The sequence below is a fragment of the Nocardiopsis sp. N85 genome, assembly GCF_028882275.1.
In the GTDB taxonomy this organism is placed as follows: Bacteria; Actinomycetota; Actinomycetes; order Streptosporangiales; family Streptosporangiaceae; genus Nocardiopsis; species Nocardiopsis lambiniae.
The window spans coordinates 269803-292669 of record NZ_JARBUT010000003.1 but is presented as its reverse complement, the minus strand read 5'-3'; the positions used below and the strand labels follow the sequence as shown (position 1 = coordinate 292669).

The following is a 22867-nucleotide window of genomic DNA, read 5'->3' as shown; positions in this document are numbered from 1 at the left end:
GTGCGCGCAGGCGCGAGCTCACCGTCCGGCCCCGAGCCTGTGCCGGGCGACAATTCTTCGATCCTTGGAGGTGGCGGTGGCGTCAAGGGCGCTGGCCGTCTGGGAGCACCGGAAGGTCGTCGGCCTCCTGGTCCGACGCGACCTGAAGGTCAAGTACCAGCAGTCCATTCTGGGTTACGCGTGGACGATGTTGGAGCCGCTGGCTCTGACCCTGGTCTACTTCTTCGTCTTCGGGGTCATTCTCCAAGCCGACCGGGGCATGCCGGCCGACGCGCCGGCGTACGGAGGTTTCCTCCTCTTCCTGGTGGCCGGGATCCTGCCGTGGACGACCTTCGGGGCGATCCTCAATGAGGCGCCCCGGGCGATGATCACGCACTCCAAGCTGATCACCACCATGAAGGTGCCCCGGGAGATCTTCCCCATGGCCACCGTGGGGACCAAGTTCGTCGAGTACCTGCTGACCTGGCCGGTGCTCATCCTCTTCGTGATCTTCCTGGGCGGCCGCCCCTCCTGGGAGGGCGTGCTGGTCTGGCTGCCGCTGGCCATCCTGCTCCAGTTCACGATGGGCCTGGGCCTGACGCTGCTGCTCTCCTCGGTCAACGTCCTGGTGCGCGACGTCGAGCGGCTCGTGCGGATCGCCTCCCGCATCCTGTTCTACGGTTCGGCGATCCTGTACCCGGCCTCCCTGGTGCTGGACTCGCCGAAGGTGCCCGAGTGGCTCATGATCGCCTACCAGATGAACCCGTTGCTGGGTATCTTCGAGATGCACCGCGCGGTGTGGTTCGCCGGGTTCGAGGAACTGACCCCGGGGCCGATCGCGATCACTTCCGCGGTGGTCGGTTCCCTGCTGATGGTGATCATCGGATACTGGACGTTCCGCCGCTTGGAGATGTCCGTCCTGAAGGAGTTGTGATGGCGCAGACCGATTACGGCGCCGACCTGGCGACCGGCCCGGTCATCGAGGCCAAGGGGCTCGGTGTCAAGTTCGCCGTCAACCGCCGTCGCAAGCGCAGCCTGCGTGAGATGTTCATCCACGGCACCAAACGCGACCCCAACGCCGAGGGTGACGAGTTCTGGCCGCTGCGCGACGTGTCCTTCGAGGTCGCCCGCGGCGACTGCGTGGGCATCGTCGGCAAGAACGGCACCGGTAAGTCCACCCTGCTCAAGATGATCGCCGGTGTGCTCATCCCCGATGAGGGCGAGGTGCACGTCCGGGGCAAGGTCGCGCCGCTGCTGGAGCTGCGCGCCGGCTTCAACGACAACCTCACCGGCCGCGAGAACGTGTACCTGGTGGGTTCCCTGCACGGGATGAGCGAGAAGCAGATCGACGAGCGCTTCGAGGAGATCGTCGACTTCGCCGAGATCAAGTCGAAGTTCGTGGACACCCCGGTCCGCCACTACTCCAGCGGCATGAAGGTGCGGCTGGGCTTCGCCCTGATCTCTCAGCTGGAGCACCCGATCATGCTGGTCGACGAGGTGCTCGCGGTGGGCGACAAGGCCTTCAAGCGCAAGTGCTACGAGGCCATCGAGCGGATGCTGGCCAACCACCGGACCATGGTCCTGGTCTCCCACAACGAGGGGGACCTGCGCCGGTTCTGCAACCGGGGCCTGTACATCAAGGGCGGCTCCCTGGCGGTGGACACCGATATCGAGGCCGCGCTGGCCGCGTACAACGAGGACACCAAGGCCGAGATCGCCAAGCGCAAGAAGGCCGACGAGGCCAAGAAGAAGCGTGCGGAAGAGGCCGAGAAGAAGGCCGAGGAGGGCAAGGACGGCGGCCAGGCCGCCTGACCCGTCCCCCTTTCGCGAGGGCGCCCCGGGGTTCCGGAGGCCGCCGGTCGAGGGTGGTGGGTCAGGGCGTGCCGGAGCCGAGGCCCGAGAAGATCACGGTGCGCATCGCCGGAGCATTCCGGCGGTGCGCACTTTGGCATCTGACCTGGCCGAAAAACCCGTATGCCGCGCCGACCAGGCCAAACGGACACCATTGGCGTGTCAGTGATTGAATGACTACAGAGCGTAAGCGACGGTTGCCCTCACTGTGCGATTCGAGAGGGACACGTCCATGGCCAACGGCACGGCGGCGCGGTCGACCGCGCGGCTCCTGGAACGCAGGCACGTCACCCGGGCGGGAATGAGCCGGATCGCCGTGATGGCCGCGGTCGGGGCCGCCATCTGGTTCACCCGACCCGACACCATCGGCGGCCTGGCCGGTTCCGCCTTCCTCGTGGCCGTGCTGTTCTGCGACTCCGTCCGCGAACGCATGCGCGTCGGTCGGCGCGACGCCCTCACCCTGTGGCTCGCGGCGATGCTCGCGCAGTTGCGCGAGTACGTCGTCTACCTGGGGCTGGCGATCGGCGCGGTCCTGGCGGGGATCGGCGGCGCCTGGGGGTGGGCGGCCGGAGCCCTGGTGGCCCTGGCGCTGCGCGACTGCTTCCTGGTGGCGCGCGAGGCCCCGCCCGCGCCCCCGGCGCGCCCGTGTCCGCCGGGCGACGCCGAACCCTCCGATGATCCGCGCCACCCGGGGCCGGGGCGGCGGAGCGCGCCCCTGGCCGACCTCGCCCGTCGGGTCCTGATCTTCCCCCAGCCCGTCCGTTTCCTGGCGATCGCGGTCACGGCCACGCTCTGGGACGCCCGGGTCTCCTTCATCACGCTCATCGTCGGCTGCGTCGTCGCCGTCACCGCGGCCCTCGTCGACCCCTCCTCCGCCCGCGGGAGGCGATGATGAGCCGTCCGCAGACACCGGACCCCACCGGGGAAGACGCCGTCCGCGAGCGTGCTCCGAGGCCCCGGGCACGGCTCGGAGTCATGCCCGACCTGCGATATCTTCGTGATGATGGTCATATTTGCCGGCTTCTCGGGCGGATCTCCCCCGGAGCCGCCCCGCCGCTTCCGACGGCTTTGGCGGCGGCCCTGATCGTCCTCACGCTCCTCGCGGCGGATCGTGGACATCCGGCAGGCATTACCCTGTTCGCACCGGTGGCTGCCCTACTCCTGTCCGGACCGGCCTCGGGCCACCCCCACAACGGACGGTTCGACCGGTTCGTGCCACCCGTACTGCGCGTCATGGAGTACGCGTACCTGACGGTCGTGGGGCTCGCCTCCGGTGTACCCGGTCCTCTGGTGTTCGTACTCTTGGTGGCGGTCGCCTCGCATCACCGTGATGACGCCGCCCGTCCCCCGGTCGGCGTGGCGAGATCGGCGAAGGTGCGCTCGGCGACCCTCGGTTGGGACGGGCGCGTGCTCGTCGTCGCGGCGGGGAGTGCGCTGCACGTGCTCACCCCGGTCTACGGCATACTCGCTGGATACCTGGCGGTACTGCTCACGATCGAGGCGGTGCGCACCTGGAGTGCGACACCGGTGACCGACGTGCGTCCGGAGGGCCCCGTCCCCCGGGACGGCGCCGATCCCGGACACCCCCGGACCGGGTACGGCCAGGAAGGCGACCCTTCATCGGTCGCCGGAACGAACGGGGAGGCGTGAGAGCCTCCCCGCTAAGGAGGAACACGCCCGCATGCTCGGAATGGTTCTCGCCGCAGGCGCGGGTCGACGTCTGCGCCCCTACACCGACACCCTCCCGAAGGCCCTGGTGCCCGTCGACGGTGAGACGACCATCATGGACATCTCACTGGGCAACCTGGCCGCGGCCGGGCTGACCGACGTCGTCGTCGTGGTCGGTTACCGCGCGGAGGCCGTCGAGGCCCGCAAGGAGGCGCTGGAAGAGCGCCACGGTGTGAAGATCACCCTCAGCTACAACGACAAGGCCGAGGAGTGGAACAACGCCTACTCCCTGTGGACCGCGCGCGAGTTCTTCTCCGAGGGCGTCCTCCTCGTCAACGGTGACACCGTGCACCCGGTGAGTGTCGAGGAAACGCTACTCGCCGCTCGGGGACCGGAACTCCTCCTCGCGGTGGACAACGTGAAAAGCCTTGCCGACGAGGAGATGAAGGTGACCCTCGACGAGGACGGTCACCTCGCCACCATCACCAAGCTCATGGACCCGGCCACCGCCGCCGGCGAGTACATCGGCGCCACCCTCATCGAGGGCTCCCTCGACGCCCGCCTCGCCGACGCCCTCCAGGCCACCTGGGAGCGCGACCCGCAGCTCTACTACGAGGACGGCTACCAGGAGCTCGTCCGACGCGGCGAGAAGATCGCCATCGCCCCCATCGGCCAGGTCGCGTGGGTCGAGGTCGACAACCACGACGACCTCGCCAAGGCTCGGGAGATCGCGTGCCGCTACTAGCCCGAATGCTGCCCTCGCCGTTGTCCATCGACGTCCGGCGCGGGGCCATCGCCTCGCTCGGATCGGTGCTCGTCGACCGGCGCATCGCCACCGAGGGACGGATCGCCGTCGCCGTCGGCCCGGGGCAGGGTGAACAGATCGCCGCCGATCTCGACCTGCCGCACTGCGAGGTGTTCCGGGTCGAGGAGGGCACCGTCGACGCCGCCACCGAACTGGGCAAGAAGCTACGCTCGGGCGCCTACGAGGCCGTGGCCGGCATCGGTGGCGGCAAGACCATCGACGTCACCAAGTTCGCCGCGACGATGGCGGGCATCCCCATGGTGGCGGTCGCCACCAACCTCGCCCACGACGGCGTCGCCTCCCCGGTCAGCTCCCTGGAGCACGAGGGCGGCAAGCCCTCGATCGGGGTCACCATGCCCATCGCCGTGGTCATCGACCTCGACTACGTCCGGGCCGCGCCCTCCCGTCTGGTCCGCTCCGGCATCGGGGACGTGGTCAGCAACATCTCCGCCATCGAGGACTGGGAGCTGTCGGGCCGGACCAACGGCGAGCCGGTCGACGGCATGGCCGTCACCTTCGCGCGGGTCGCGGCCGAGGCGATCCTGCACCGGCCCGACTCGGTCGACTCCGACGCCTTCCTCACGGTCCTGGCCGAAGGACTGGTCCTGTCCGGGATGGCCATGTCGGTGGCCGGGTCGAGCCGGCCGGCCAGTGGCGCCTGCCACGAGATCCTGCACGCCGTCACCCAGCTCCACCCGACTGCCGGGAACCACGGCGAACTCGCCGGTCTGGGCGCGCTGTACGCGTCCTTCCTGCGGGTCCGCCACCTGGGCTGGTCCGAGGCGCGCCTGGGCGAGATCCGCGACTGCCTGATCCGCCACGGGCTGCCCGTGATCCCCTCCGACGTCGGCCTCGACGAGGAGGAGTTCACGCGCGCCGTGGTCCACGCTCCGGGCACCCGGCCGGGCCGGTTCACCATCCTGGAGCACCTCAACCTCTCAGAGCACGAGATCGGGCGGAGTGTCGCCGACTATGTCGAAGCCGTCGGTCGCTGAGGTCCGCGCGGGCGGCCAGCCCGCGGGGATCAAGGAGCGGACGAACGAGGAGCACTGGGCGGGCCGCCTCTACATGAGGGACCTCTCGCCCTACGTCAGCACCGTGTTCGTCCGGCTCGGCGTGCCGCCGAACCCCATCACCTACCTGATGATGGCGTTCGGCGTTCTGGCAGGGGTGGTCGTCGCCTTCGGCGGCCCGTGGACGGCCCTGGTCGCCGCCCTGATGATCCAGATCTACCTGCTGTTGGACTGCTCCGACGGCGAGGTGGCCCGGTACACCGGACGCACCAGTGTCACCGGGATCTACCTGGACCGGATCGGGCACTACGTGTCCGAGATCGCGCTCCTCATCGGTCTGGGCGTGCGTGCCCAGGGCGATGGGGAGGCGGGCGGCTGGGTCATCCTGGGCATGATCGGCGCGATCGGCGTCGCGCTCATCAAGGCCGAGACCGACAACGTCGTGGTGGCCCGGGCCAAGGCCGGATTGCCGGAGAAGGTCACCGACGAGGCGATGCGTCCGCGTTCGTCCGGCCTGAGTCTGGCCCGGCGGCTGGCGTCCGCCCTCATGGTCCACCGGCTCATCCAGGCCGTGGAGCTCTCGCTGCTCATCGTGGTGGCCGCCGTGGTGGACGTGGTCCTCGGAGACCTGACCGCCACCCGCGTCCTCGTCGCCGCCTGCGCGGCGGTGGCGGCGCTCATGAGCGTCGCCCACTTCGTGAGCGTGGTGGCCTCGCGCCGCCTCGAATAACGCGTCGGTGACGTTCCCGTCACATACGGGGCCGCGGACACTACCCCGTCCGTGGCCCCGTACACCTGGCCTTTATCCTTTCGTTAGCCTGTTTCTGCGAATGTCGGTCTCCGTCAATCTGCAGGAAGCCTGTCGTCCACTGATACGGTCCCGAACATGACCACACCCGTGATTCCGCCCCGGTCGGACCCCGAGGAGTCCGAGGCGGAGGTCTCCCCAGGGTCCAGAACCGAACGGAGCCGTCCCCAGGTGTCCGGTAGCAAACCCAGCCTCTCCTGCGTTCTGCTCACCATGGGCAACCGTCCCGCCGAGCTGCGCCGCGCCATCACCAGCGTGTTCGAGCAGGAGGGCGCCGACGTCGAGGTGATCGTCGTCGGTAACGGCTCGGATCTCCCCGAACTGCCCGAGGGTGTGGTCACCGTCCGGCTGCCGGAGAACGTCGGTATCCCCGAGGGGCGCAACCACGGCGTGCGCGCGGCCCACGGGGACGTGATCCTCTTCCTGGACGACGACGGCTGGTACCGGTCCACCGACCTGGCCCGGCACGTGCGCGAACGGTTCGCGGCCGAACCGTCCCTGGGCGCCCTGTCCTTCCGCATCGCCGACCCCGACGGCGGCCCCGACCAGCGTCGGCACGTGCCCCGGCTGCGGGTCGGCGACCCGCGCCGCTCCAGCGTGGTCACCACCTTCCTCGGCGGCGCCTGCGCGATCCGCCGTACCGCCTTCGAGGCCGGCGGCGGTCTGCCGGGCGACTTCTTCTACGCCCACGAGGAGACCGACCTCGCCTGGCGGGTCATGGACTCCGGGTACACCATCGAGTACGACGCCGAGGCGGTCATGTACCACCCGGCGGTCGCCCCGACGCGGCACGAGAACTTCTACCGCCTCAACGCCCGCAACCGGGTGTGGCTGGCCCGCCGCAACCTGCCCTGGCCGCTGGCGTTCGTCTACCTGGGCACCTGGGTCCTCCTGACCGTGCTGCGCGAGCGCGACCGCGCCTCCCTCAAGGCCTGGTTCGCGGGCTTCCGCGAGGGCTGGCGCGAGGACGCGGGCCCGCGCACCCCGATCCGCTGGTCCACCGCCTGGCGCATGACCCGCGCCGGTCGCCCCCCGGTGATCTGAGCCGCCCGTGCCATGAGGGGCGCCCCGCCTCCACGTCCTGGGGGTCCCACACCCCGGGGAGGATCGTGTTCTCCGGTCCGTTGGTCGTGATCGTGGTCCGGGCCGCCGAACCCGAGGCACCGCACCGTCCGCCCCCTCGGGGGCAGGGGAACCCGCCGCCGCAGGGCCGGGACGGCCCCGGCGCCCCGCGCTGAACCGTGAACGACGAAGGGCTCCTCACCGGGCGGTGGGGGGCCCTTCGGGTGTGCGTCCGCCCTGATGGTAACTGTTGTCGCTTGACAATAGTTGCACTTGTCGGCATTGTTTCGGTTGGGATGCGGACCCTTCGGGGTCGCGGCGCTCCCCGGTGACGCGGGGGAGCGGAGCCCCTCCGCCCGACCCGGTCCGACGGGCGTGCCGCGTCAGGCCGTTCGGATGTCGGACCGCCCGGATCCATCGGAGTGCCGGTCGGAACGGTGTGCCGCCTCGCGGAAGGACGTCAATCCCTCCAGGAGCATCGCCCGCTTACGCGGGGGCATGCGGGCGATCACGTCGTGGAGCTCCGCCTCCCTGCGGGACCGCAGGTCCCGGAGGAAGGAGCGCCCGTTCTCGCTCAGCCACAGGCGCAGCTCCCGGCGGCTGGTGGCACTCGCCGTCCGCTTCACGAAGCCGACCGCCTCCAGGCGGTCGCACAGCCTGCTCACGGACGGAGGGGTGGAGCTCAGACGCTCGGTCAAGGTACGTAGGTTGACCCCGTCCTCCTCGTCGAGGACGAAGAGGACCTTGAGTTGCGATGGGGACACGGGGGATGAGGCGACCTCGCGGCCGCGTCCCCAGAGCACTTCCATGAGTTCGGTGGCGTCGGACGCCGCGCGGGCCGTCTCCGCCGTGTCTTCCCGCGGTTCAGGACTCACTTTCCACTCTCGCACTATCGCCTCGGTGAGCCGCGCCCGGTCGTGAACGGGCATCGGGTATCTCTACGACCATAACGGAACGTCCCCCTCCGCGCCCGCTCATGGCGCCGCGCCGGCACGAGGGCGCTGATAGAAAACGCAGGTTTACCACAGTGAACAGATCTCAGGCCGTGGCGCGCTCCCTCCGGGAAGCCGAGCCCTACCGGCTCATGTCAGTCGTCCGGGCCTCGCTCGCGCGAGACCACGGAGCGGTGTCCGCCGAGCTCTACCTGGCGGACTACGGACTCAAGACGCTCTGCCGCGTCGAAGGCCTCCCGGAGGAGGAAGGCCGCGATCACTCCGTTTTCAACACCGTCATCGGTCGCGTCTTCGGTTCGCAGGAGGTGTTCGCGGAGGAGCCGACCGAGGACGGGACGCGCGCCGTCCACCTGCCCGTCACCGCACGGGGCGAGCGGCTGGGCGTGCTCACCGTGCGCACGAGGCCCGGGACGCGGGTCCGCGCCGTGCTCCCCGACCTCGTCGACACGGCCGGCGCCCTGGGGCACGAACTGCTCGTGGCCGGGCGCCACACCGATCTCTACCGCGCGTTCCGACGGCGGGAACGCCTCACCCTGGCCGCCGAGATCCAGTGGGACCTGCTGCCGGGGCGCGGCTACGAGTGCGCCGAGTACGTCATCGGCGCCCAACTCGAACCCGCCTACGACGTCCGGGGGGACAACTTCGACTGGTCGGTGATGCCCGACCGCCTTGAGATCGGTGTCACCAACGGCATGGGCGAGGGCATCGATGCCTCGCTGCTCACCAACCTGGCCGTCAACGCCCTGCGCAACGCCCGGCGCGGCGGAATCTCCCTGGCCGACCAGGCGGCCCTCGCCGACAAGGCCGTCTACGCCCTCCACCGGGGAAAGCGCCACGTCGACATGCTCCTGCTGGGCTTCGACCTGGACACCGGCCGGGTCGAGGTGGTCGACGCGGGCTCCCCGCGCCTGTACCTGCTGCGCGGCGACCGCGTGACCCGTGTCCCCTTCGACGCCCAACTGCCGCTCGGCATGGCCGAGGACACGGTCTACGTCGCCCAGCGCTTCCAGGTCGAGCCGGGGGACCGGCTCGTCTTCGCCAGCGACGGCGTGTTCGACGCCGTGGGCCCCTCCGGTCCGGAGGCGTTCGGGGACCGGGCCCTGGCCCGTGCGATCCTGGGCACCCGGCTGCTGCCGGGCGCCTCGGTGCCGCAAGAGGTGCTGCGCCACCTGGTCGAGCATCAGGGCGGCCGGGAGTCCGAGGACGACGCGCTGGTGGTCTGCGTGGACTGGAGGGGGCGCCCCTGAGCCCTTCGGTCCCGGGAAGCCCTTCCTCCACGGTCGCGGTTCCCTCTTCGCCCCTTCCCGTTTTCGCGGGTTCCGGGGTCGTGGATACTTGTCGAGCGACAACTGAATGCCATCCACGAGGGTCGAGAGGACCCCTGAGGACGAGGAGACCCATGATCGACGGACCGCCCGACTCCGGCCTGTCGTCGACCGAAGCGCTGTCCGCGTTCCTGCGGCGGCGTACCGAACAGATCGCCCAACGATGGGCGGACCTGCCGCTCTTCCAGGCGGTGTTCACCGTGACCCGCGACGAAGCGGTCGAGGCCTGCCAAGCCGTGCTCTCGTGCCTCGTGGAGGTCGCCGAGAGCGGACGCCTGGAGGACCTGGAGGCCCCGGGCTTCCTTCCGGCCCGCCGACAGCTGGTGGCCATGACGGCCTCCCGCTCCCGCTCGGGTCTGTCCATCGCCCAGGTCGACCGCGAGTTCGGCGTCCTGCGCGACGCGGTGCTCGACATGCTGGCCGCTGACTCCTCCGGTGCGGCCCCGGAGGAGTCAGCGCGGCTCCGCCTGCTGCTCGTCACCCTCTTCGGCACCCTGCGCGTGGTGGTCGTCGAGACGATGCTCCAGGAGAACCAGGAGATCGTCCAGCGCCAGCGCCAGCAGCTCCTGGAGATGGCCACCCCCGTCGTCAAGCTCTGGGACCGCCTCGTGGCGGTGCCCCTCATCGGCATGCTGGACAGCGCGCGCAGCCAGGTCGTGATGGAGAACCTCCTGGAGGCGATCGTCGAGCACAACGCGGACATCGCCATCCTCGACATCACCGGAGTGCCCACCGTGGACTCCCTGGTGGCCCAGCACCTGATGAAGACCGTCGCCTCGGCCCGGCTCATGGGCGCCGAATGCGTGATCTCCGGCATCCGACCCGCCATCGCCCAGACCATGGTCCAGCTCGGACTGGACCTGGGCCACGTGACGACCCGGGCCACCCTGGCCGACGCCCTGGAGTGGGCGCTCGAACGGCGTCGACGTCGGGAGCGAGACTCCCGGATCCCGGAATGAGGGAGTGAACCGCACATGACGACGCATTCCTCGATCCCCGTCCTCGACCTCGGCGGCCTGCTGCTGGTCACCATCCAGGGCGAGCTGCCCGACGACGCCGCGGTCGCCCTCCAGGAGGAGGTGACCGAGACGATCTCGCGCACCGGGGCGCGGGGCCTCATCATCGACATCGGCTCGCTGGAGATGGTGGACTCCTTCCTGGCCCGCGTGCTGGCCGAGGTGGCCGCCGCCTCACGTCTCCTCGCGGCCAGGGCGGTTCTGGTGGGCATGCGCCCGGCGGTGGCCATCACCCTGGTCGAACTCGGCCTCACCCTGCCGGGCCTGGCCACGGCCCGGACGCTCACCGAGGCCGCGGCCGGTTTCGGGGTCTCCATCGAGCACGCCGGTTCGCGGGGACAGGGGGAGACGTGATCCCGGAGCGCGAACGGGTGGAGCTCGTGCACCTGCCGATCCGCGAGGACACCGACCTGACGGTGATCCGCCACCAGGTGCGCTCCCTGGCGCGGCTGGCCGGGTTCGGGCTGGTCCAGCAGACCAAGCTCGTCACGGCCGCCAGCGAACTGGCCCGCAACACCCTCCTGCACGGCGGCGGGGGAGAAGCGGAGATCCGGGTCCTGGACGGTCCCGACGGGCCGGGTCTGAGGGTGGTCTTCACCGACTCCGGCCCCGGCATCCCCGACGTGGAGCGCGCGCTCCAGGACGGTTTCTCGACGGCGAACGGACTGGGCATGGGACTGGGAGGTTCCAAACGCCTGGTGCAGGAGTTCCGGATCGAGAACCCGCCCGAAGGCGGGGCCAGGGTCACCATCGCCTCGTGGTCCGCCTCCTTCCCCGCGCGGTACGGAGTGTGATGACAGAGGTCTGGGAGATCGCCGTCACCGACACGAGCCGCATACGCGACGCCGCACGGGCCGCGTCCGAGGCGGCCCGTGCCGTGGGCCTGGACGCGTCCCGTACCGCCGCCGCCGTCCTCACGGCCTCCGAACTCGCCACCAACATGTGCCGCTACGCCGGTGGTGGTCGGTTCCTGGCCGAGACGGCGCGCGAGCCGTGGGGCGCGTCCCGGGCGCTCCAACTCGTGGCGCTGGACCACGGGCCCGGCATCGAGAACGTCCCGCGCGCCCTGGCCGACGGGTTCACCGGTCACCCCGACTCGCTGGGGGCCGGTCTGGGCGCGTGTCTCCGGGCCGCCGACTTCTTCGAGGTGCAGAGCAGCCCCGGTCGCGGCACGGTCGCCGTGGCCCGCTTCGCCCTTCCCGCCGACCGTGAGCGGTTCGCCGGGCCCGCCGTCACCGGCGGCCTGCACGTGCCCCTGGACGGCGCCGCCCTCTCCGGCGACGCCCTCGCCTTCCGTAACGACCGGGGGCGCCGCACCGTCATGCTGGCCGACGGGCTCGGCCACGGCGCCGCCGCCGCGCAGGCGTCCGAACTGGCCGCCCGCTTCGTCCTGGGACGGGGCGGAGACCCTCCCGAAACGCTCCTGCGCGACATGCACGAGGCCCTGCGCCGCAGCCGCGGGGCCGCGGTGGCCGTCGCCGACATCGACGAGTCCCACCGGCGGTTGACCTTCTGCGGGGTCGGGAACGTCGGGGCGCGGCTGTACCACGGAGGGCGGTGGCGGACCCTGACGTCCAAACCCGGGATCGTCGGGGCCTTCGCCCCGCGCACACCGTTCCCGCAGCGGCACGGGTGGGAACCGGGCGACATGCTCGTCCTGCACACCGACGGGCTGCCGAGCCGCTGGACACCCGACGGCGTCGAACGGCTGGCCGCGCACGACGCGGCCGTCGTCGCCGCCGTCGTCTTCCGGGACGCGGGCAGTGCCGCGCGTCCCCTGCGCGACGACACCGGGGTCGCCGTGGCCACGCACACCGTTCGACCGGACGGAGGAGACCGATGAGACGCAGTCGGATCGAGGTGCCGGTGCGCGGGAAGGTGGACGCGGCCCTGGCGCGCACCGCGGCCGCGCGCCTGCTCGACGCGGCCGGAATCTCCGACGAAGCCGGACTGGAGTTCCTCGACGCCGTCACCGACCGGGTCCTGACGGAGGTCGAGACCGGTCCGATGAAGCTGATCGTGGAACCCGAGGAGGCCGACGCCGTCATCCGGGCCACGGTCCGAGACGGCTCCGGGACCGACCGGTGGGTCGGGGTGCTGAGGCTGCCCGCCCCCGTCGACCCGGACGTCCTCGCCCTCGGGCGCCCCGAGGGCGACGCGCGCACGCTGGCCGAGGAACTGCTGCGCGTCTCCGCGAGGGCCGGCCGGCTCGCCTCCGTGGCCGCCGAGCGGGCCCGGGCGCTGCGGTGGCACCAGGCCGAACTGGAAGAGACCAATCAGGGCGTGCTCGCCCTGCACGCCGAACTGGCCCAGGTCGGGGACGAACAGCGGCGGGCCCTGGCCGCCGAACGCGCCGCCCGGGACGAGGCCGAGACCGCCCGCAGCCGGCTCACCTTCCTGTCCGGGGCCAGCGCCCGCCTCATGGCCACCCTCGACCAGAAGGAGTTGTTCAGCCTGCTGCGGGGCCTGATGGTCCCCGAGTTCGCCCACGAGATCCGGGTGTGGACCCTCGTGGAGGACATCGGGCTGCGGCGAGCCGACGACCCGTCGGACAGGAGCGCCCCTCCGGCCCCCGCCCAGGCCGCCGCCACCGGGAGCCGTTCGGTGCACGAGGGAGGGTGGTCGTGCCTGCCCCTGATCTCGGGAACCGAGGTGCTGGGGGTTCTGGAGCTGCGTCGATCCCGGCCGCACGGGGACGAGGAGCTGCTCCTCTCCGAGCTGGCCCGCCGCGTCGCCGTCGCCCTGGACAACGCGCGCCGCTTCGAGCACGAGCGCGACGTCGCCGCCACGCTGCAACGCGCCATGCTCACCCGGCTTCCGCGCACCCCGGGTATGGAGCTGACCGCCCGCTACCTGCCGGCCGCCCGGGGCATGAACGTGGGCGGTGACTGGTACGACGTGTTCCCTCGGGGGAACGGCGAGTTCATCGGTGTGGTCGGCGACGTCACCGGACACGGGATCCAGGCCGCGGTCATGATGGGCCAGCTCCGTACCGCCCTGCGCGCCTACGCGTTGGAGGAGCGCAGCCCGGCCGGCCTGCTGGCACGTCTGCACCGTCTGCTCGGTCACCTGGAACCCGACCTGTTCGCCACCGCCGTCATCGTGCGGTTCCGCCCGGGGGACCCGGAGATCACGATCTCCGGAGCGGGACACCCCCCGCCGCTGTGGCGGGACGGCACCGGGTCGGCCCTGGCCGTGGAGCTGCCCCCCGGCGGGATGCTGGGGCTGCCGATCGACCCCGCCTACACCGATCACACCGTGGTCCTGCCCCCGGGCACCGCGCTGTTGCTGTACAGCGACGGCCTGGTGGAGCGGCGGGGCGAGTCCATCGACGACGGCATCGGCCGCCTGCTGGAGTGCTTCTCCGGCCCGCCGTACTGGGAGGGCGGACCCGACGAGGCGGCCGACGACCTGCTCGACGCCATGGTCAAACAGCAGGACTGCGACGACGACGTGTGCGTGCTGGTCTTCCTCGCCTCGGAGCCCAAGGCGGGCTGAGCCGGGGCCGCCCCGAGGCGCGTACGACGATGGGCCCCTCGTTCCGCGAGGGGCCCATCTGACGGCGGGGATCAGACCTCGGTGACCACGAGGTCCTGCTCCAGGCGCGGCAGGCGGTCGAACCAGGCGTCCGGACCGGGGCGGCCGATGTTCATGACGACGACCGGGCGCAGGGGGGAGTCCTCACCGAAGAACTCCCCGCGCACGCCCTCGGCGTCGAACCCGGTCATCGGGCCGGCCGCCAGACCGGCCGCGCGCACGCCCACGATCAGGTAGGCGATCTGGAGGAACGCGTTCTTGACGGCCATGTCCTCGCGCGCCCCGACCGGCATCCCCGCGAAGTTCTCACGGGCGTCCGGGGCGACCGGGAAGGTCGTCGGGAAGTGCTCGTGGAAGTCGGTGTCCGCGGACAGGATGAGCGTCAGCGGCGCGGACGCGGTCTTGGGCGCGTTGTTGCCGGACATGTGCGGGACCAGGCGCTCCCGGGCCTCGGGGGAGCGGATCGCGGTGATCCGGAGCGACTGGAGGTTCATCGCGGTGGGGCCGTACTTGACCAGGTCGTAGATCGCGGCCAGCTGCTCCTCGGTCACCGGCTCGTCGGTGAAGGCGTTGGCGGTGCGGGCGGAGCGGAACAGGAGATCCTGGGCGTCCTTGTCGAGAAGCAACGGTGCCATGGTCCTACCTCGGTCGTGGTCGTGGGCTCCGACCGGCGGGAACGGTGCCTCCGGTCGCTACACGGATCCTCAACCTTGTTGACTGGGAAGATATTTCCTACGTCAGGTAGGTGTGGTCGTCCTCACTCGTCGCGGGGCTCTCGTCGCTGCGCTGCCGAGGGATCCTGGGCGCCGTCGGTCCGGCGGCCTCGTCCGCCCACTCCTCCAGCTGCTTGACGAACGCCCGAGCCTGCACCGGCCAGTGGTAGGAGGTCTGCGCGATGTGGTGCCCGGTCTCGGCCAGACGGTGGCGCAACTCCCGATCCGCGCGCAGCCGCAGGATCGCCTCGGCGGCCGCCGGTACGTCCCCGAACGGCACCACCAGGCCCGACGGGCCCTCGCGGCGTTCCGTCACCAGCTTCGTCGCCACCGGGCTCGGCGTCGTGATGACCGGCAGCCCGTGCGCCATGTACTCCACGACCTTCGTCGGCATCGAGTGGCGGTAGTTCGGGGTGTCGTGCAGCAGGCTCAGCCCCGCCAGCGCCCCCGCGCACATCCGCAGCGCCCGATCGTTGGGCACGAACCCGTACCAGGTCAGCGCGTCCTCCTGCTGGGCCTCGCGCAACAGCGGGCGGACCCCGGCGTCGGCGCCCCCGATGACCTCCAGCCGGATCCCCTGCGGACGCAGCAGCCGACCCAGTTCGATCATCTCCCGGGCGCCCCGGGCCAGGGACACGTGCCCCAGGTACACGATCCGGTCGTCGCCCGGCGGGCGGGCCGGCGCCTCGGGCACCTCGGTCGTGTTGGGCACCACCGGGTGCGGGCACCGGAATCGCGAACGGTAGCCCTCCTCGGCCAGCAGCAGGCGCATCCGCCGTTCCGCCCGGCGCTCGAAGGAGCGCACCATGAACCCCAGCGGCCTGCGGAGCGGTCCCGGCACCCACGGCTTGGTGAGCATGGCCGCCGCCGTGTCCTCGTGCACGTCCCACACCGTCACCGGGCGCTTCGCCGGCAGGGCCAGCAGGAGTTCCGGGTCGTGGAAGAGCAGGAGGTCGGCGCCGGGCGCGTGCTCGGCGAGCACCCTCCGGGCGGCCCGCAGAGCCGACAGGCGTTCCCGCCCGGAGGCACGCGGAACGTCCACCGAGCGCAGCTCGTTCCACGGGGTCACGCCGCACTCACGGAACGGCGCGACATAGGTCACTGTGTGTCCGGCGTCCAACAGGGCGCGGATCTGCCTGTGCAGGATCCGGGCATCCTCCGGATGATGAACGACCGTGGCCACAAGCGCGTGCATCAACTCACCTACCTGTGTCGCCGGTATGACGCATCTGAGAAGATGATCCGCTTTTGGGAAGCGGTACCGGCTATGCGACACGGTATTCAGTGGCGGAAACACGCAAAGGTCGGTGGGGTGGACTGTCGGCATGGAGCCGGTGAACCTTCACGTGATGGAATGTGAACGCACGAAGGCACGCCATCGGACACCGGGTGTCCGACGACGTGCCCTCGATGGGTCCGGCCGTGCCTAGAGGACCTCGATCCCTTCACGGCGGGCCCGCGAGGGAGCCGCCGGGGACTCGTCCGGGTGCGCACGACGCAGTACGCCACGGGTGTCCAGGAGCAACCGCGCGTACTCCTCCAACCGCTTGGGCCGGTACTCGCCGTGGTCGGTGAGCAGGATCGTGAGGTCGGCCTCGGCCAGCGCCCGGTCCAGGTCGGTGGACCGCTCCACGTCGGTGCCGTCGACCTGCCAGGAGTCCACGTGGGGGTCGTGGTAGGTCAGGGTGGCGCCCTTGGCGAGCAGCTTGCGGGCCACCGGGCGGGCCGGCGATTCGCGCTGGTCGGCGATGTCGGCCTTGTAGGTCACGCCGAGGAGCAGCACCTTGGACCGCGACAGCGCCAGACCGGACTCGTTGAGCAGTTCCTGCGCGCGTTGGATGACGTAGGACGGCATCCGACCGTTGATCTCCTGGGCCAGCTCCACGAACCGGAACGGGTATCCCAGGGTCTTGACCTTGTACGACAGGTAGTTCGGGTCGATGGGGATGCAGTGCCCGCCCACGCCCGGCCCCGGGTAGAAGGCCTGGAAGCCGAACGGCTTGGTGGCCGCCGCGGCGATCGAGTCCCACAGGTCGACGCCCAGCTCCTGGCAGAAGATGGCCATCTCGTTGACCAGGGCGATGTTGACGTGCCGGTAGGTGTTCTCCAGCAGCTTGGCCATCTCGGCCTCGCGGGTGCCGCGTGCGCGGACCACCGTGTTCACGAACCGGCCGTAGAACGCGGCCGCCGCCTCACCGCACTCGGGCGTCAGGCCGCCCACGACCTTGGGCGTGTTGACCACGCCGAAGGTCGGGTTGCCCGGGTCGATGCGCTCGGGCGAGAAGGCCAGGTGGAAGTCGGCTCCGGCGACCAGGCCGGACTCCTCCAGGAGCGGACGCACGACCTCCTCGGTGGTGCCCGGGTAGGTGGTCGACTCCAGGATCACCAGGGTGCCCGGGCTCAGGTGGGCGGCGATCGACCTGGCCGCGGAGGTCACCGCGCCCAGGTCCGGGCCGCCCTCCGGGGACAGCGGCGTGGGCACGCAGATGACGATGGTCCGCGCGGTGCCCAGGACCGACGCATCCGTCTCCGCCCGGAAACCGCGGTCCAGCATCGCGCGCACGTCGTCACCGGACAGGTCGTCCACGTGCGACACAGCGTTGTTGAGACCGTCGACGACGCGTTCGTTCACGTCGAGTCCGGTGACCTTCAGACCGGCCGAGGAGGCTGCGGCGGCCAAGGGAAGGCCGACGTAACCGAGACCGATGATGACGAGGTCGCCGACCGCCGCGGCGGGCTGCTCGGGTGCAGGGACTGGGTTGGAAGCTGCGGCATCCACTTCGTGGTCACACTCGCATTCATTTCGTGAACGGGCGCACTTCATCGAGGACGGCCGAGAACGTCACTGCTTGAGACGTCCGAGTGTAGGTAGCCGTTGTCCACGATCACGGGATATGGCCTGGTTCGGACATTTTCCGGATAAGAGCCCGATACGCATGGTCATAGCGGTATACGGCCCCGGTCCAGGTACGGTCCTTGCCCACAAGGCTGCGACCTGCGAGACCGTAGGCCTCTCGCTTTTCATGACTGTAAGCGAGTTTTGTCAGAGCATCAGCTAGACCTGCCGATTCGCCCGGAGGAATTAACTCTCCGGTCACCCCAGGTTCCACGATCTCTCGCAGAGCCGGAAGATCACTGGCCACAACCGGCAACCTTCCGGCCATCGCCTCGACCGGTTTCAGTGGTGTCACCACTCGGCACACCCTGTCGTCGCGCCGTGGCACCGCGAACACGTCCATCGCCGCGTGGTGTTCGCGGACCCGGTCCGCCGGCACCCGCCCCGGGAAATGGGCGACCCCCGTCAGTCCCAGCTCCTCGGCCAGGGCCCGCAGGGCGGGCAGCTCCGGGCCGTCGCCCACGATCAGCGCGTGCGCCGACTCCCCCCGGGAGCGCAGTTCCGCGACCGCCGCCAACAGGGTGTCCAGACCCTCGTAGCCGAAGCAGCTGGTCGTGGTCCCCACCACGAACTCCTCCGGGCCGATGCCCCACGCCTCACGCACCCCCGTCCCCGAGGGCAACGGTTCCAGGAACGAAGCGTCCACCGCGTTGGGCACCACCAGCAACCGCTCGCGCGGCACCCCCCGGGCCTCGATGTCGGCGCGCATCGCCTCGCCCAGCGTCACCACCAGGTCGGCGGCGAGCATGCACTCCGTCTCGCTCTTCCGCTCGGCCCGGTAGAAGGCGTCGTCCACGCTCCGGGACGGGTCGCGCGACAGCCACGACTCCTCCAGGAAACCCCGCACCTCGTACACCACGGGCAGGCCGAACCGTTCACCGAGGGCCAGCGCCAACCGGGCGTTGTGATGGTTGCTCGCGGCGTGCAGCACGTTCGGACGCAACCGTTCCACCAGCTCCGACGCCATCCGCAACCCGACGGCCAGCTCCTCCTCCGGGCCGGCCGGGGCGGTCCAGGGCAGCAGCCGGTGGTAGGCGACGCCGTCCACCCGCACCAGCGTCCGGGCGTCCGTGCTCCCCTTGTCGAGGGGGTGGCCGACCCGGGTGACCACGTGCACGTCCATGCCCGCCTCGCGCTGGGCGACGGCGATGCGATGGGTGCGCTGGGTGTACCCGGCGTTGGTGTGCGGCAGCGCGTTGGTGACCAGGTGCAGGACGCGCACACCCGCCCCGTCCACGGGCCCTTCGGCAGCCGATGCGGAACGTTCATCCGCCGTGGTTTCCGGTCGCCGAGCGTTCACCGTGTCGTCGGGTCGCGTTGGCGCGCCTCGGGTTAACGTGATCCCGTGAGGGACGGGCGACGGGGACGAGGACGCTATGACGGCCCGCCCCGTGGCCAGATCCGTCCGATGGGCGGCCCGGTCGCGGACCGGACCCTCCGGAAGCCGTTCGAGCAGTTCGCGGGCGGTCTGCGCGTCCCCGGCGGCCAGACAGGCCGCCACCAGGCGCCCCACCCGACGGGGACCGGCACCGGCCGACGCGGCGAGCACCGCCTCGCGCGCCTCGGTCCGCCGGCCCTCGTCCCACAGGGCGTAGGCGCGGGCCGGACCACCCACGCGGGTGGCCGTACCGCGCGCCGCGCGCCGGATCGGGCCCGGCATCAGCCGCAGCGCGAGCAGCGGTGCCCGGGCGGGATCGGAGCGCAGGTGGCGCCAGGCCGACGACGCGGTGAACGTCACCGCCCGCAGCCTGCGGGTCCGGGGGCGGGTCACTTCGGAAACACGGATGTCATGCACGGTCAGTCACCCAACCATGTGGATGTGGCCGGGCGGTGACACCACGGCGACACGGACGGGACGGGCCGGCGAGGAACGTCCCTCCGATCGCCGCGGCCCCACCGAGCCGGTGGGGCCGCCCAACGAGCAGAAGGAGACATGAGAGCCGTGGCAGCGAGCGCTCCCTTGGGGAGTCGGGACACCACGATCGTGCACATCGTCGGTGCCCGCCCCAACTTCGTCAAGGCCGCCCCCGTCGTCTCCGCCCTGCGCCGTCGCGGCGCCCACCAGGCGGTCGTCCACACCGGCCAGCACTACGACGACCGCATGTCCGCGGTGTTCTTCCGCGACCTGGGCCTGCCCACCCCCGACGTCGACCTCGGCGTGGGATCGGGTTCGCACGCGGCCCAGACCGCCGCTCTCATGGTCGGCCTGGAACGGGAGTTCGTCGCGCGCGCCCCCGGCATCGTCGTCGTCTACGGTGACGTCAACTCCACGATCGCCGCCGCCCTGGTCGCCGCCAAGCTCCACATCCCCGTGGCGCACGTGGAGGCCGGTCTGCGCTCCTTCGACGACACCATGCCGGAGGAGATCAACCGGCGGGTCACCGACCAGCTCAGCGACCTGTGCTTCGCCACCTCCCCGGAGGCGATCGGCCACCTGGCGGCGGAGGGCGTCTCCCCGGACCGGGTGCACCTGGTCGGCAACCCCATGATCGACACCCTGCTCGCCAACCTCGACCGGTTCGACGTGGCCGCCCTGCGCGAACGCGTGGACCTGCCCGAGCGCTACATCGCCGCCACCCTGCACCGTCCGGCCAACGTCGACGACCCCGACACCGTCGCCCGCCTGGTCGCCCGCCTCCACGAGATCGCCGATCTCGTCGACGTGGTCATGCCGGTGCACCCCCGCGGCAAGGCGGCCTTCGAGCGCGCCGGACTCGGTGACCACCCCCGGGTCCACCTGCTGGAGCCCCTGGGCTACCTCGACTTCGTCGCCCTCGTGCGCGGCGCCGCCGCGGTCGTCACCGATTCCGGCGGTGTGCAGGAGGAGACCACCGTCCTGGGGGTGCCCTGCCTGACCCTGCGCCCCAACACCGAACGCCCCATCACCATCACCCACGGCACCAACCGGCTCGTCACGGAGTCCGACCTGCTCCAGACCGTCACCAAGGTCCTCCAAGGTCGGGAATCCGAGGCACTCCTCGACACGACCCCGCCCCTGTGGGACGGCCGCGCCGGTGAGCGCGTCGCCGCCGTCCTCTCCCAGTGGTCCAGGTGATCCCATGTCCCACCCCGTTCCTCCTCGAAGAGCCCCCGCTCCCCGACCCCCCGCCGACGCCCTCGGCACCGGGGCGGCCCCTCGACCGTGTTCGGAGCAACGTTCCACCGATGACCCGATGCGACACAGGAAGGGTGAATGCACCGTTATTCGCCCTTTCGGGGGTACCGTTCCCCCACAGAGGGGCAGGTGAGCCCCATGTCCCATCAGAAGACACCACCGAACGCGTCCCACGAGTCCGCGACACGGCTCGCCAAGGGCATCCGGACCCGTCCCGGCACCCGCCGGAGGCCGTACCCGTCACCGTCGTGGCCCGGCCGCACGGCGAACCCGACGGTTCCGCCGATCCGATCCGAACACAAGGTGGCAGACCGTGAAACGGCGTGAACAGAGCCAGACCGAACAGCTCAGGCAGGCGCTGGCCGAACGCGAGGCCCAGCTTCAGGAGGCTCGCGCCCGCCTGTCCGCACTGGAGGACTCCACGTCGCTCCAGGTGGGCCGGGCGCTCACCGCCGCGGCCAAGAAGCCCGGCCGTTCCCTGGTCCGCCTCCCCCGGGACCTCTACCGTCTCTGGCGGCGCAGCGGCACCACCAACCACAGCGAGCAGCGCCGTCGCGGAGCCGAACCGATCCGCTCCTTCGACGCCGACCGTCAGGAGGCCCGTCTCCTGGCCGGTGCCGTCGGCGGCGCCTCGGAACTGCTCGTCGTCGCCACCATCGTCGGCCCCGCCGTCCAGCGGGCTCTGGACCCCTACATCCGGCCGGTGCCCCTGCGACCGCACGACTCCCAGATCGTCATGGACGGCGTCGACGTCGACCTCGTCCTGGTCTCCGCCTCCGCCGCGGCCCCGGGCTCGCCGTGGGCGCACGTCGGCGACCCCGCCGCGGCCGACCGCACCCGCGCCCTGCACTGGGTCCTGGAATCCGCCGCGTCCCGGGGCATCCCCACCCTGCTGCTCGACGACGCGCCCACCGCGCCGGGGTTGCGGGCCCTGGACTTCGACCGGATCCACCGGGGCGACGCGGGCGTGCCCCTACACCTGTTCAACCCGGTCGCCGCCGACCTCGCCGAGGGTCCCGAGGCCGTGTTCGTCCGTGACACCCCGGCCGTGCCCGTCCCCGACACCCTCAACGGGCTCGGGGCCGGCGTGGTCGACGCCGACGCCCCCGACCTGGCCGACGCCCTCCGCGCGGCCCACGTCGCCGTCATCCCCGCACACGGACCCTCCACCGAGGCCCTGCGCCACCGTGCCCAGGCCTGCGGCACCCGCTTCGTCGCCCACGACCCGGTCGCCGAGGAGACCGGGGCGGTCGAGGGGATCTCCGTCGCCGTGCCGCGGATGCGCGCCACCGCGCTCACCGCCGACGAGCAGCGCACCATGCTCCGCGAGGTCTTCCTGCGCGAGGCCACCCCGGTCCGGCTCGCCGAGATCCTCGGCGGACTGGACTTCCCGCCCGGCACCCCGGGCCCCGAACTGCCGCTGCGCGGCCGCGCCGTCGCCGTCCTGGCCGACCCGGCGGGGGAGGCCGAGGCCGCGGACCTGGCCGACGCCCTGCTCGCCTCCAGGCTGCGCCCGGCCGAGGTGGTCGTCCCCGACACGGCCGGCCGACTGCCCGGACTCCAACGTCTGCGCGCCGAAGGCGTCACCGTGCGCACCGCCCGGTTCAGCACTCCGGACACCCTCGAAGAGCTGACCCGCGCCGGCGAGCGCCCCTCCCGTGTCGGCGGCCTGGGCCCCGACCGGTGGGCGGTGCTGGCCGAACGCGCCACCGCGCCCTGGTCGCACCTGTGGTCCGGCCCTATCGGACCGGACCGCCTCGCCGACCTGGTCTGCGCGGTGGAGTGCTCCGACGCAGACGCCGTTGGGACCGCCGCCACCGGTCCCGCCGCCGAGGTGGGGGAGCGGGGCTTCTTCGACCGTCCCACCGGCGAGCAGTATGTTTTCGTCAGTTCCCTGACACCGGAGCTGGCCCGCACCGCCCTGGTGCGGCGCGGCTGGAACCCGGCGGAGTGGAACCGTCGCGGCACCCGTCTCCTGGCCCTGGGACCCGACCACGGGCCCGGGACCGACGGGAACGCCCAAGGGCCCGCCCACAACGCGGCGGACGCCTCGACCGGTGCCGTCGGTTGATCGCCGACCGCACCGCCCGCCCGGCACGGGCCACCCGCAAGCATTCGAAGGGAAG

Annotated in this window: 21 protein-coding genes; 16 read left to right on the top strand and 5 right to left on the bottom strand. The window is 71.3% G+C overall.

The genetic code is table 11. The features are described from left to right. Positions 1–64: 64 nt before the first annotated feature. From PWG71_RS07055 to PWG71_RS07020, 8 genes are all read left to right on the top strand, one after another. A complete protein-coding gene (locus tag PWG71_RS07055; RefSeq protein ID WP_274808720.1) occupies positions 65–913 on the top strand; it encodes an ABC transporter permease in 849 nt (282 codons plus the stop codon). Further along, positions 913–1791 (top strand): ABC transporter ATP-binding protein, encoded by an 879-nt coding sequence (locus PWG71_RS07050; protein ID WP_274808719.1) that lies wholly within the window; start codon positions 913–915, stop codon positions 1789–1791. Before PWG71_RS07055 ends, PWG71_RS07050 begins: the two co-directional genes overlap by 1 nt. Positions 1792–2062: 271 nt before the next feature. Next, positions 2063–2722: a hypothetical protein gene (locus tag PWG71_RS07045; protein ID WP_274808718.1), complete on the top strand. Its 660-nt coding sequence runs from the start codon at positions 2063–2065 to the stop codon at positions 2720–2722. An 83-nt stretch (positions 2723–2805) separates the two neighbouring features. Then, positions 2806–3480 (top strand): DUF5941 domain-containing protein, encoded by a 675-nt coding sequence (locus PWG71_RS07040; protein ID WP_274808717.1) that lies wholly within the window; start codon positions 2806–2808, stop codon positions 3478–3480. Between the two features lie 31 nt (positions 3481–3511). Further along, entirely contained in the window at positions 3512–4243 is a 732-nt protein-coding gene (locus tag PWG71_RS07035) for a phosphocholine cytidylyltransferase family protein (RefSeq protein ID WP_274808716.1), read from the top strand. A 5-nt stretch (positions 4244–4248) separates the two neighbouring features. Further along, the gene (locus PWG71_RS07030) at positions 4249–5298 is read left to right on the top strand and encodes an iron-containing alcohol dehydrogenase family protein (protein ID WP_274808797.1); all 1050 of its coding nucleotides are present in this window, start codon (positions 4249–4251) and stop codon (positions 5296–5298) included. Then, on the top strand, positions 5276–6046 hold the full coding sequence (locus PWG71_RS07025; RefSeq protein WP_274808715.1) for a CDP-alcohol phosphatidyltransferase family protein: 771 nt from the start codon (positions 5276–5278) through the stop codon (positions 6044–6046). Before PWG71_RS07030 ends, PWG71_RS07025 begins: the two co-directional genes overlap by 23 nt. A 291-nt stretch (positions 6047–6337) precedes the next feature. Next, positions 6338–7168 carry a glycosyltransferase family 2 protein gene (locus PWG71_RS07020; protein ID WP_342455944.1) on the top strand — a complete coding sequence of 277 codons (831 nt, stop codon included), beginning with the start codon at positions 6338–6340 and terminating at the stop codon, positions 7166–7168. A 401-nt stretch (positions 7169–7569) separates the two neighbouring features. On the opposite strand, the gene PWG71_RS07015 is transcribed toward PWG71_RS07020, so the two are convergent. Further along, a complete protein-coding gene (locus PWG71_RS07015; RefSeq protein WP_274808712.1) occupies positions 7570–7950 on the bottom strand; it encodes a MarR family winged helix-turn-helix transcriptional regulator in 381 nt (126 codons plus the stop codon). 362 nt (positions 7951–8312) lie between these two features. On the opposite strand from PWG71_RS07015, the gene PWG71_RS07010 reads away from it, so the two are divergent. The 6 genes from PWG71_RS07010 (at position 8313) to PWG71_RS06985 (ending at position 13978) form a co-directional block, all read left to right on the top strand. Continuing rightward, on the top strand, positions 8313–9386 hold the full coding sequence (locus PWG71_RS07010; protein WP_342455942.1) for a PP2C family protein-serine/threonine phosphatase: 1074 nt from the start codon (positions 8313–8315) through the stop codon (positions 9384–9386). Between the two features lie 152 nt (positions 9387–9538). Further along, positions 9539–10423: an STAS domain-containing protein gene (locus PWG71_RS07005; RefSeq protein WP_274808711.1), complete on the top strand. Its 885-nt coding sequence runs from the start codon at positions 9539–9541 to the stop codon at positions 10421–10423. A gap of 15 nt (positions 10424–10438) precedes the next feature. Beyond that, positions 10439–10834 (top strand): STAS domain-containing protein, encoded by a 396-nt coding sequence (locus PWG71_RS07000; protein WP_274808710.1) that lies wholly within the window; start codon positions 10439–10441, stop codon positions 10832–10834. After that, positions 10831–11274 (top strand): anti-sigma regulatory factor, encoded by a 444-nt coding sequence (locus PWG71_RS06995; protein WP_274808709.1) that lies wholly within the window; start codon positions 10831–10833, stop codon positions 11272–11274. Before PWG71_RS07000 ends, PWG71_RS06995 begins: the two co-directional genes overlap by 4 nt. Beyond that, complete coding sequence (locus PWG71_RS06990) at positions 11274–12323, top strand: SpoIIE family protein phosphatase (RefSeq protein WP_274808708.1); 1050 nt, start codon at positions 11274–11276, stop codon at positions 12321–12323. The genes PWG71_RS06995 and PWG71_RS06990 overlap by 1 nt, the downstream gene beginning before the upstream one ends. After that, a complete protein-coding gene (locus tag PWG71_RS06985; RefSeq protein ID WP_274808707.1) occupies positions 12320–13978 on the top strand; it encodes a PP2C family protein-serine/threonine phosphatase in 1659 nt (552 codons plus the stop codon). The genes PWG71_RS06990 and PWG71_RS06985 overlap by 4 nt, the downstream gene beginning before the upstream one ends. Positions 13979–14049: 71 nt before the next feature. On the opposite strand, the gene PWG71_RS06980 is transcribed toward PWG71_RS06985, so the two are convergent. From PWG71_RS06980 to PWG71_RS06965, 4 genes are all read right to left on the bottom strand, one after another. Next, on the bottom strand, positions 14050–14652 hold the full coding sequence (locus tag PWG71_RS06980; protein WP_274808706.1) for a malonic semialdehyde reductase: 603 nt from the start codon (positions 14650–14652) through the stop codon (positions 14050–14052). Positions 14653–14749: 97 nt separating this feature from the next. Further along, positions 14750–15925, bottom strand: coding sequence for a glycosyltransferase family 4 protein (locus tag PWG71_RS06975; protein WP_274808705.1), 1176 nt, complete (start codon positions 15923–15925; stop codon positions 14750–14752). 231 nt (positions 15926–16156) lie between these two features. Then, positions 16157–17509 (bottom strand): nucleotide sugar dehydrogenase, encoded by a 1353-nt coding sequence (locus PWG71_RS06970; RefSeq protein ID WP_274808704.1) that lies wholly within the window; start codon positions 17507–17509, stop codon positions 16157–16159. 106 nt (positions 17510–17615) lie between these two features. Next, on the bottom strand, positions 17616–19286 hold the full coding sequence (locus PWG71_RS06965) for a glycosyltransferase family 4 protein (protein ID WP_274808795.1): 1671 nt from the start codon (positions 19284–19286) through the stop codon (positions 17616–17618). A 282-nt stretch (positions 19287–19568) separates the two neighbouring features. Here PWG71_RS06965 and wecB point away from each other — a divergent pair, with 282 nt between their 5' ends. Both wecB and PWG71_RS06955 read left to right on the top strand, forming a co-directional pair. Then, complete coding sequence (gene wecB, locus PWG71_RS06960) at positions 19569–20681, top strand: non-hydrolyzing UDP-N-acetylglucosamine 2-epimerase (RefSeq protein ID WP_274808794.1); 1113 nt, start codon at positions 19569–19571, stop codon at positions 20679–20681. 373 nt (positions 20682–21054) lie between these two features. Continuing rightward, on the top strand, positions 21055–22812 hold the full coding sequence (locus tag PWG71_RS06955; RefSeq protein ID WP_274808703.1) for a hypothetical protein: 1758 nt from the start codon (positions 21055–21057) through the stop codon (positions 22810–22812). Positions 22813–22867: the final 55 nt, after the last annotated feature.